Source organism: Acinetobacter stercoris, from assembly GCF_900323515.1.
GTDB classification, from domain to species: Bacteria; Pseudomonadota; Gammaproteobacteria; order Pseudomonadales; family Moraxellaceae; genus Acinetobacter; species Acinetobacter stercoris.
Genome location: NZ_OOGT01000140.1, coordinates 1 through 10,495 on the forward strand (window position 1 = coordinate 1; position 10,495 = coordinate 10,495).

The 10,495-nt window shown below is 39.8% G+C and carries 7 protein-coding genes; 6 read left to right on the forward strand and 1 reads right to left on the reverse strand.

Features of this window, described 5'->3' with window-relative positions:
* Nucleotides 1–61 precede the first annotated feature (61 nt).
* Together clpB and KPC_RS13535 are read left to right on the forward strand one after the other, a co-directional pair.
* The gene (clpB, locus tag KPC_RS13530; protein ID WP_121974893.1) at nt 62–2,641 is read left to right on the forward strand and encodes an ATP-dependent chaperone ClpB; all 2,580 of its coding nucleotides are present in this window, start codon (nt 62–64) and stop codon (nt 2,639–2,641) included.
* A gap of 176 nt (nt 2,642–2,817) precedes the next feature.
* Entirely contained in the window at nt 2,818–3,270 is a 453-nt protein-coding gene (locus tag KPC_RS13535) for a hypothetical protein (RefSeq protein WP_121974894.1), read from the forward strand.
* A 51-nt stretch (nt 3,271–3,321) separates the two neighbouring features.
* On the opposite strand, the gene rlmKL is transcribed toward KPC_RS13535, so the two are convergent.
* Nucleotides 3,322–5,526 (reverse strand): bifunctional 23S rRNA (guanine(2069)-N(7))-methyltransferase RlmK/23S rRNA (guanine(2445)-N(2))-methyltransferase RlmL, encoded by a 2,205-nt coding sequence (rlmKL, locus tag KPC_RS13540; protein ID WP_121974895.1) that lies wholly within the window; start codon nt 5,524–5,526, stop codon nt 3,322–3,324.
* A 188-nt stretch (nt 5,527–5,714) separates the two neighbouring features.
* On the opposite strand from rlmKL, the gene KPC_RS13545 reads away from it, so the two are divergent.
* From KPC_RS13545 to KPC_RS13560, 4 genes are all read left to right on the forward strand, one after another.
* The gene (locus KPC_RS13545; RefSeq protein WP_213065899.1) at nt 5,715–6,320 is read left to right on the forward strand and encodes a LysE family translocator; all 606 of its coding nucleotides are present in this window, start codon (nt 5,715–5,717) and stop codon (nt 6,318–6,320) included.
* Nucleotides 6,321–6,505: 185 nt separating this feature from the next.
* The gene (locus tag KPC_RS13550; RefSeq protein WP_121974896.1) at nt 6,506–7,516 is read left to right on the forward strand and encodes an aspartate carbamoyltransferase catalytic subunit; all 1,011 of its coding nucleotides are present in this window, start codon (nt 6,506–6,508) and stop codon (nt 7,514–7,516) included.
* A gap of 11 nt (nt 7,517–7,527) precedes the next feature.
* Nucleotides 7,528–8,763, forward strand: coding sequence for a dihydroorotase (locus tag KPC_RS13555; protein ID WP_121974897.1), 1,236 nt, complete (start codon nt 7,528–7,530; stop codon nt 8,761–8,763).
* 188 nt (nt 8,764–8,951) lie between these two features.
* Nucleotides 8,952–10,388, forward strand: coding sequence for an OmpA family protein (locus tag KPC_RS13560; RefSeq protein ID WP_121974898.1), 1,437 nt, complete (start codon nt 8,952–8,954; stop codon nt 10,386–10,388).
* Nucleotides 10,389–10,495 lie beyond the last annotated feature (107 nt).

Below are 10,495 nucleotides of genomic sequence, written 5' to 3' on the forward strand. Positions count from 1 at the left end.
ATTTAATAAAGCGTTCCCATATATCCATCAAGTACAGAATTTGTTGTGAGGAATAACAAGAATGCGATTTGAAAAATTTACAAACCGCTTGCAGCAAGCCCTTTCAGATGCTCAATCATTGGCAATGGGTAAGGATAATACCGCAATTGAAGGTATTCATATTTTGGCAAGTTTGTTGGAAGAACCTGCCAATGTTAGCCTGTTACAACAGGCTGGTGCCAATTTACGTGATTTGAAACAAAAGCTAGATCAAGCATTAAATGATGCGCCAAAAATTGCCAATCCAACTGGAGATATCAATCTAAATCCTGAAGCTGTAAGAGCTTTAAATCTTGCTGATAGTTATGCACAAAAAGCAGGTGATGAGTTTTTGTCTACAGACTGGGTTTTACTGGGACTGGCTGAAACAGGTGCAACCAAAACATTGTTAAGTGGTGTAGGCGTTACAGCGGATAGCCTACGCAAAGCAATTGAAAATATTAGAGGTGACGATAAAGTCATGAGCAATAATCACGAAGATCAACGTGACTCATTAAATAAATATACCATTGACCTCACAGAGCGTGCGATGGCAGGCAAACTGGATCCAGTGATTGGGCGTGATGAAGAAATTCGTCGTACCATTCAGGTATTGTCACGCCGTACCAAAAATAACCCCGTATTGATTGGTGAGCCAGGTGTAGGTAAAACTGCGATCGTTGAAGGTTTGGCTCAACGTATCGTGAATGGTGAAGTGCCTGAAGGTTTGAAAAATAAACGTGTACTTTCACTTGATTTGGGCTCATTGCTTGCGGGTGCTAAATATCGTGGTGAGTTTGAAGAGCGTTTAAAAGCGGTACTTAAAGACCTTGCAAAACATGATGGTGAAATCATTCTGTTTATTGATGAGCTTCATACATTGGTTGGTGCTGGTAAAGGTGATGGTGCCATGGATGCGGGGAATATGCTTAAACCTGCGCTAGCTCGTGGTGAATTGCGCTGTGTAGGTGCAACGACCTTAGATGAGTACCGTCAGTTCATTGAAAAAGATGCAGCTTTAGAACGTCGTTTCCAAAAAGTTTTGGTAGATGAGCCAAGTGTTGAAGATACCATTGCAATTTTACGTGGTCTAAAAGAAAAATATGCAACCCATCATGGTGTGCAAATTCTGGACTCCGCAATTATTGCTGCAGCGAAAATGTCTCATCGTTATATCACCGATCGTCAATTACCTGATAAAGCCATTGACCTGATTGATGAAGCGGCATCCCGTATCAAAATGGAAATCGACTCAAAACCTGAACCACTAGATCGTCTGGATCGTCGTCTAATCCAATTGAAAATGCAGTTGGAAGCGGTAAAAAAAGATGAAGATGCAGGTAGTAAAGCTGAAGTGAATCATCTTGAAAAACAGATCGAAGAAGTTCAGAAAGAATACAACGATCTGGAAGAAGTATGGCGTGCTGAAAAAACCCTGGTTGAAGGTACAAATAAAGCACAAATCGAGTTGGACAAAGCACGTACTGCATTTGAAAAAGCGCAGCGTGAGGGAGATTGGGCAGAGGCAAGCCGGTTACAATATGGTGTTATTCCGGAGTTGCAAAAACAGCTTGAAGCTGAAGAGGTGGCTGAAGTAAACGAAGAGCCGAAGTTGATTCGTACCAAAGTTACTGAAAATGAAATTGCTGAAGTCGTCAGCGCTGCTACAGGCATTCCAGTGACCAAAATGTTGCAGGGTGAACGTGAAAAACTCCTGCATATGGAAGAGTTTTTACATAACCGTGTTGTAGGTCAGGAAGAGGCTGTGGTTGCTGTTTCGAATGCAATTCGTCGTTCACGTGCAGGGCTTTCTGATCCAAACCGTCCAAGTGGTTCATTCCTGTTCCTTGGTCCAACAGGTGTAGGTAAAACAGAGTTGACCAAAGCACTTGCAAACTTCATGTTTGATAGTGATGAGCACATGATTCGTATTGATATGTCCGAATTTATGGAAAAACACTCTGTTAGTCGTTTAGTCGGTGCACCTCCAGGTTATGTCGGTTATGAAGAAGGTGGTGTATTAACTGAAGCTGTACGCCGTAAACCATACAGTGTGGTGTTATTTGATGAAGTTGAAAAAGCACATCCTGATGTATTTAATATCCTGCTTCAGGTATTAGATGATGGCCGTTTAACTGACTCACAAGGCCGGACAGTAGACTTTAAAAATACTGTGATCGTGATGACATCTAACCTTGGTTCTCAAGATGTACGTGAGCTTGGTGATAGTGCAAGTGATGAAGAAGTGAAGTCTGTGGTGATGAGTGCCGTGTCACATCATTTCCGGCCAGAGTTTATCAACCGTATTGATGAATTGGTGATCTTCCACTCACTTAAAAAATCACAAATCCGTGGCATTGCTGATATTCAACTGGATCGTTTACGTGCTCGCTTGAATGAGCGTGAAGTAGGATTATCCGTAGATGATACTGCCTTTGAAATATTAATCGACGCTGGTTTTGATCCTGTATATGGTGCACGTCCACTTAAACGTGCGATTCAGCAACAGGTTGAAAACCCGTTAGCGCAAAAACTTCTTGCTGGTGACTTTATTCCTGGCGATAAGATTTTGATTAAAGGTGAAGATGGTCATTTGGTTTTTGAAAAAATGAAACTCAATTAAGCATTTTCCATATAAAAAACCTGGCTTCGGTCAGGTTTTTTATGGGCGGATGATCTGCCTTTTGAAATGTTAGTAGTTCCAGATTTACCTGTTATCGGGAAAAACAGCTTATTTATTGCACATCATTTATAATATTGTTAATTTTTTATAAGTAATAATAACAAGGACTCTACAAGATGCGTCAAATAACTTTTAGTATTCGTCCATATTCATTTTTATTTATCGTATGTAGTTTTGGTGCTTCTGGTGTATTTGCTGTTACTCCTTTAGATGAAGAAAGCTTATCTAAACAAACAGACCATTTTGCCAGATTATCACCGATTGTAATATCAGCAGTAAAAGAGGATGCCCAATTACCTTTAGATGAGCAGGTACAGGCGCATGATAAAATTGCTGTTATGAGAGCAGGAAAAGCTCAAGTCAAAAATCTGGAGTCTGGTGTGGTATCAGATTATCAAATTCAGAAGAAAAGCATAGCATTAAAGCCAGCATCAAATGATAAGGTTGTTCCTGTTCAGGTAGATAACAGACCTATAATTTATGAAATCAGTACGACGAACAGTAATATGAGGATTGAAAAACCTGATCATATTACCATCGTTGTCAATCCTAATAATCCATCTCATTAGGGGATGTTAATTCATATTATGTTTTAACACCCCTAAAATTAAGGAAATTGATTAAACTGGGAAATGGGTGATTTTCCAGGCTCTGTGAATTTTCTGATTCCGTTTAAAATCAGGTCCTACAGTTTCATTGGAAATTTCCTGAACGTCAAACGTTGCTTCGATTTCCTCATCCATTTCAAAACCACGGTAGTTATTTGAGAAATACAAGGTTCCATCTGTGGTCAGACGGTTCATGGCACGTTTTAAAAGTGAAACATGGTCACGTTGAACATCAAACGTGCCATAGAATTTTTTGGAGTTGGAAAATGTCGGTGGATCGATAAAAATAAGATCGTATTGTTCGTGACCTTCTTTCAACCATTCAAAACAGTCGCTGGCGAAAAATTGATGTTGTTCATCGGCATGATCAACAGTCAAACCATTGAGTACAAAGTTTTCTTTAGACCAGTTTAAGTAGGTATTGGACAAATCTACACTTGTGGTGCTGGCAGCTCCACCAAGTGCTGCATGTAAACTTGCAGTAGAGGTGTAGCTATACAAGTTAAGAAAATGTTTTCCTTTGGCTTCTTTGGCTATACGTAAACGGATTTGGCGGTGATCGAGGAATAGGCCTGTATCTAAGTAGTCTGTGAGATTGACCAAAATTTTAGCTTGACCTTCCTGAACGATAAAACGTTTTGAAGCGGTACTTTGCTTCATGTATTGAGTTTTACCTTCCTGACGTGCACGTGTTTTGATAAAGATAGCATCACGCCCCAAACCAGTGACAGCACGGATTGCAGCCAATGCTAGATTGAAACGTTTTTTGGCTTTTTCAGGATCAATTTTTTTAGGTGGGGCATATTCCTGAACATGTAGTCTGTCACCATATAAATCAACTGCAACATTAAAGTCTGGCAAGTCAGCGTCATATAAACGCAAGCAATAAATATTGTCTTTAACAGCCCATTTTTTGAAGCCCTGCATATTTTTTTGTAAGCGGTTTGCAAAGTCTTCTGCACCTTCAATAGGGTCAAATTGTTGAGGCTGCCATGTTGCTAAAAATGGCTGGGTAACAGTTGCAGGTTTGATTTCACCAAAACGGATATAGATAGGTAATTTACCATTCATTAAACGTAAGGTTTGAGGTTCATTAAATGCGAGAACATCAGCCTGTTCGATTTGGGATGCAATCACAGCCGCATATTGTTTTGGAAAATTCTTTTGTAAAAGTGCTGATAAGCCTAAATATAAAGCTTTGTTTGAGGCTTTGTCACCTAGACGTTCACCATAAGGAGGGTTAGTGACAATAAGAGCTTTTTTCCCTTCTGCATTAAACTCAGGCCAGTCTGCCAAAGTACGTTCTTCAATCTGTATATGATCGAGTAATGCCTCAAAACCTGCTGCAATAATATTTTGTTTAGTGGCTTTAACCGCTTCCCAGTCAGCGTCAAAAGCATAAAACTGAGGCAAGGGCTGGGTTAAAGCTTCTTGATGGCGTTCTGCTGCTTCAGCCTTGATGGACATCCAAAGTTCATGATCATGACCATTCCAGCCATTGAAACCGAAACGGCGAACTAAGCCAGGTGCACGATCAGTCAGGATCAAAAGTGATTCAATGATAAATGTGCCTGAACCACACATTGGATCAAATACAATATCTGGATTGTACTGTTTTAGCTTTGCCTTCTGTAAAATCGCAGCTGCCAAGTTTTCCTTAATCGGTGCATCAGTCATAAAACGTCTATAGCCACGCTTATGTAACGAATCCCCAGATAAATCCAGACAGTATGTATGTTCAGTTTTACCAGCAAGAACATACAAGGTAATTTCAGGTTGTTTGGTATCAATACTTGGACGGCGACCAACTGCTTCCATAAAGGAGTCAACGACACCGTCTTTGGCACGCAAGGTTGCAAACTGTGTATTCACCTTGATTTCACGCTCAGCGTGTAAACGAATGGCAAATGTGCTTTGGGGTGCAAAAACTAAAGACCAATCAAAGCTGATCGCACCTTCATAAAGCTCTTCTGCGACATCACGGGCATCATGTGTGTGTTCCAACTCATAGGTATGGATAGGTAGCAGAACACGTGATGCAAGTCGTGACCACATACAAATACGATACGCATTTTCAAGTGTGCCTTTGAAAACTAAACGACCAGGGAAACGTTCAACATTTTGAACCCCTAGACTTTCGATTTCCTCGCAAAGTAAGCTTTCAAGTCCATCCGCACAGGTAACCCAATATGTAGAAAGACGTGGTTTTGAAGTCATGCAAATTTCCAAAGGCAGTAAAGCAAACGAACATTTTAACTTATTTTCAACGTGAAAAGGTCAGCGTATATGAATGAGAATGCTTTTTTATATGAAAATTTATCAATATAGGATGTTTGAATAAATCTTGAAAAATGATAACTACACCTCATTTACACAGCATGAATAGAAAATGAAGTACAACAATAATGCTTTGGACACTTTTGCTTTCGATGTTTAGTTTTTCATTATCAATGTCTATTTCACCTGGACCAGTCAATATTACGATTTTATCTAGTGGTTTGAATTATGGTTTTAAAAAGACCTTGCCTTTTATATCGGGTGCGACTATCGGTTTTACTGCCTTACTTGTAACTGTATGTTTTGGACTTTATCAAATTATTGTTTTATATCCTCTGTTGCTTGATTTCATTACTGTTTTTGGCAGTATGCTTTTAGTCTGGATTGGATGGAATATTTTTAAAGCAAAGGGGCAACAGATTACAGTGCAGCAAAATACAAAGATTCCTTCTTTTGTTGAAGGAGCGCTAATGCAATGGCTTAATCCTAAAGCATGGATCGCTGCTGTTGCAGGGACTGCGCTGTTTTCGAGCCAGCATAGTGTCTATTATTTAGCAGTGTTTATTCTGATCTATTTTATTGTCTGTTATTTATCATTGATGGTTTGGGGCGTTTTGGGTGAAAAACTGGCAGATTTTTTAAATCAAGGGAATAGAGCACGAATTTTTAATATGTTGATGGGATTTGCCTTGATTGTAATTTCTCTGGATATGTGCTGGAAGCACTTCATGTAGCAACAATGAGCATGAGTGTCTGGATTGAAAATAACTGGTTGAACCTCATTTAATTTTAGCTGTGTGGTTATTTATTTAAATTTTCAAATGTATAAATAGAAATTTTCCAATTGCCCAAAAGTTCAACTGCCAAAACCGCATAAATATCTGTATAATACGTTAACTTAACGTATAAGGAATCTCTCATGCACTTGGCGGCATTGCATACACCGAGCCAGATTCAACTCAACCGAGATGGTCACCTTAAGCATTTTCTTACCATCGAAGGTCTTTCCAAAGAAACTCTTACTAAAATTCTAGATACAGCCCATTCTTTTATTAATGATCAAAATCAACTGATAACGACCCCCCTATTAGAAGGTCGTACAGTGATGAATCTGTTTTTCGAAAATTCCACACGAACCCGTACAACTTTTGAAGCAGCTGCAAAACGTTTATCAGCAAATGTTCTAAATATTGATATTGCTCGCTCAAGTACTTCAAAAGGGGAAACGCTACGGGATACCTTATGGAATCTTGAAGCCATGGCAGCAGATATTTTTGTGGTGCGCCACTCTTCATCGGGAGCGGCGCATTTTATTGCACAAACAGTTTGTCCTCATGTCGCTATTATCAATGCAGGGGATGGGCGACATGCACATCCGACTCAGGCCATGCTAGATATGTTGACCATTCGACGTGAAACTAAAAGACCATTTGCAGATTTGAGTGTTGCTATTATTGGGGATCTTAAACACTCGCGCGTAGCTCGTTCTAATGTTGCCGCTTTACAGACATTGGGTTGTAAAGATATCCGTTTGATTGGACCAAATACTTTGTTGCCCGTTGGGTTCAATGATTATGGTGTACGTATGTTCAATAAAATGGATGATGGCGTTGCTGATTGTGATGTCATTATTGCGTTACGTATCCAAAATGAACGAATCGAATCTCCTGCATTATCCTCACAATTAGAATTTTACAAGATGTATGGTTTAGATGAACGCCGTCTGGCGCTTGCAAAACCGGATTGTATTGTCATGCATCCTGGACCGATGAATCGCGGTGTCGAGATTGCCTCAAGTATTGCCGATGGACCGCAATCAGTGATTTTACATCAAGTGACCAATGGTATTGCTGTTCGTATGGCAGTGTTAGCACTTGCAATGCAAGGTCAATTGCAAGAAAAAGGTTTAATTGAAGCGATTTCTATTTAAGGGTGGATCACATGAGTATTGTAAAAATTGAAAACGTACGTGTGCTAGATCCAGTCAATAAAGTGGATAGCATACAAACAGTATTTATTGAAAATGGAAAATTAGTCGAAGAATCGCAAAATATTGTCGAAACAATTGATGGCTCGGGTAAGTGGCTCATGCCAACCATGGTTGATCTGTGTGCACGTATGCGTGAACCCGGACAACAGCAGCATGGAACATTACAATCTGAAGGTAGGGCTGCTCGGGAAAATGGCATTTTACATATCATTACCCCACCAGATTCTAAACCGATCGTACAGGACAACGGTGCGCTTATTCATGGTTTGGTGGAAAAAGCCAAACTGGATGGTGGTATCTATCTACAGATTATTGGAGCACAAACTCAAGGTCTAAATGGTAAACAACCCGCAAATATGGGGGGGTTGAAAAAGGGTGGCTGTACTGCCGTTTCAAATGCAAATGCACCATTTGCTGATGATGACGTTGTAATCCGTACGTTAGAGTATGCAGCAGGACTTGATTTGACTGTGGTCTTCTATGCAGAAGAACCTGAAATCGCTAAAGATGGCTGTGTTCACGAGGGTTTTGTAGCTTCACGTCAAGGCTTGCCAATGATTCCTGCAATTGCTGAAACGATTGCGATAGCAAAATATCTGCTCATGATTGAAGCTACAGGTGTACGTGCCCACTTTGGTTTACTATCGTCTGGTGCTTCTGTCGCACTGATTAAGGCAGCTAAAGCAAAAGGTTTACCAGTAACAGCAGATGTGGCAATGCATCAGTTACATTTGACGGAAGAGCTGATTGATGGTTTTAACTCTTTGGCACATGTCCGTCCTCCATTACGATCTGTGCAAGACAAGACTGAGTTACGTCAGGCTGTAAAAGACGGTGTTATTGATGCGATTTGTACCCATCACGAACCATTAAGTGGATCAGCCAAACTGGCGCCATTTGCAGAAACGGAGTCAGGTATTACTGCATTTGATACTTATGTCCCATTTGGTGTAGCGTTGGTAGATGAAGGTGTGTTCACGGCACTCGAATGGGTCGAGAAAGTTACACTTGCACCAGCACGGGTTGCAAATATGCTTGAACGTTGGGAAAATGAATCTGGTCTAGTATTGGTTGATCCAGATTTGGAATGGATTGTTTCTAAAGATACGATCATTTCTCAAGGAAAAAATACTCCACTTTTAAATCAAAAAGTGAAAGGGAAAGTGTTGCGAACTTTTGCTAAATAGTCAAAATAACAATTTATTGTTTATAAAAAAAGCCAGCTTTATCTGGCTTTTTTTAGTAACCGCAATTGTGAAAATGCAACAAAAAAAAATATAAAATTAAAAAATAAAAAACTAGAATTAAATTTAGTCAGTCGAGTAGCTTCAGCACTGTATAACATAACAACAACGACACGGGAGTGTTCATCCTTATGAATATTATAGAGCTATTGAAAGACAAGGTTACATCCAAGCTGTTAGAGGGTGATAATCAGTTTCAAGATGAAAAAATAGGTGCACTTGGTGCATTCTATCCAGTTTTGCTTGCAGTATTAAAATCTAAACCTGAACTGATCAATTTATTGCAACAAAACTTAAACCCGAGATTGGGGGACATTTTCAGTAATCATCAGGAATCCGTAAGCAAATTTTTAGGTCTGGTGGGTGGAGAGGCACCAGCAAAGGAAATTGAAAACACGTTAAACCGTTCAATAACACCAACACTGAATATTCTGGCAGATCAGGCTGGTGGAGATGACAAGCAAGGAATTTTCCAGTTTATTCAGTCACAGTGGGGTAATATTCAGGCAGCATTGCCAGCTTGGGCAACTGCTTTTTTTGCAGCATTAGGATTAAATATCAGTGGCTTAGATCAAAGTTTTTCTGCTGCAACTATTCCTTCAGCTACAGCCACCCCAGCTGAAAATAGCGCTCAAGAGCCGAAAAAATCAAACTGGCTTTTACCGATTATTGCACTCATTATTTTAGCGGCTTTAATTGCATTTTTCTTTAAACAATGTAGTCATAAAGCGCCATCAGCTGGTGCAATGGATACAGCAACTTCGGGTGCTGTTGCTGCATCAACTCAACCTGCCGAGCTGCATTTCAGCACAGGGGGGGATGGCAATGTTGCAAATTGTCAGCTAAATACAGGTAGTCAGTCGCTTATTGATCAGCTAAAAACTCAAGTTAAATCCATTTTTGGAGTAGAAAATTGTCAAGCCAGTGCTGATCAGCAATATTCAGCTGATTTCCCTGATCAAAATGCGATTGAGCAGGTACTTGCTAAAGTTAAGGGACTTCCAAATGTATCTCTAGCATGGATTGGTAATCAGCTAACGGTTCAAGCAGGGGATGCTACCCAAGCTCAGAAACTGGTTGATGATATCAAAGGGCTACTTCCTAACACACAAGTGACAGCGGTTCAATCTGCTGATACTGCAGCTACAGATAGCAATGCAGGTAATTCTAAAGCGGATGAAGCTTTATCAAACATTAAGGCTGATCAGGTAAATGTCAATGACATTGCGGCAGCACTTAATCTTCAAGTGATTAACTTTGCAACGGGTTCAGCCGATATCCCCGCTGAGAATAAAGCAATTCTAGATAAAGCGGCAAATCTGATCAAACAGGTACCTGATGCAAAACTGGTTGTGAAAGGTTTCACGGATAACGTTGGAAATCCTGCTTCAAATAAAACATTATCTGAAAAACGAGCAAAATCAGTTGCTGATTATCTGGTGAGTAAAGGTGTTGGGGCCTCTCAATTAACAGCACAAGGGTTTGGTGAAGAAAATCCAATTGCGGATAATGCGACAAAAGATGGTCAATTTAAAAATCGTCGTATTGAGTTTGAAGTATCCCCTTAAGTATTTAGCAGTCTTTTAGGATATTGCCAAAAAAGATCTCATTCGTGAGGTCTTGTTTTATTTAGCCAATTGAATTATTTTATTTTTTTGTTTTAATACCCTGAAAA

Bases quoted from the DNA above. Each gene is read 5' to 3' on its own strand.
- KPC_RS13545 (WP_213065899.1), top strand. From the start codon at position 5,715: ATGCTTTGGACACTTTTGCTTTCGATGTTTAGTTTTTCATTATCAATG.
- KPC_RS13550 (WP_121974896.1), top strand. From the start codon at position 6,506: ATGCACTTGGCGGCATTGCATACACCGAGCCAGATTCAACTCAACCGA.
- KPC_RS13535 (WP_121974894.1), top strand. From the start codon at position 2,818: ATGCGTCAAATAACTTTTAGTATTCGTCCATATTCATTTTTATTTATC.
- clpB (WP_121974893.1), top strand. From the start codon at position 62: ATGCGATTTGAAAAATTTACAAACCGCTTGCAGCAAGCCCTTTCAGAT.
- KPC_RS13555 (WP_121974897.1), top strand. From the start codon at position 7,528: ATGAGTATTGTAAAAATTGAAAACGTACGTGTGCTAGATCCAGTCAAT.
- KPC_RS13560 (WP_121974898.1), top strand. From the start codon at position 8,952: ATGAATATTATAGAGCTATTGAAAGACAAGGTTACATCCAAGCTGTTA.
- rlmKL (WP_121974895.1), bottom strand. From the start codon at position 5,526: ATGACTTCAAAACCACGTCTTTCTACATATTGGGTTACCTGTGCGGAT.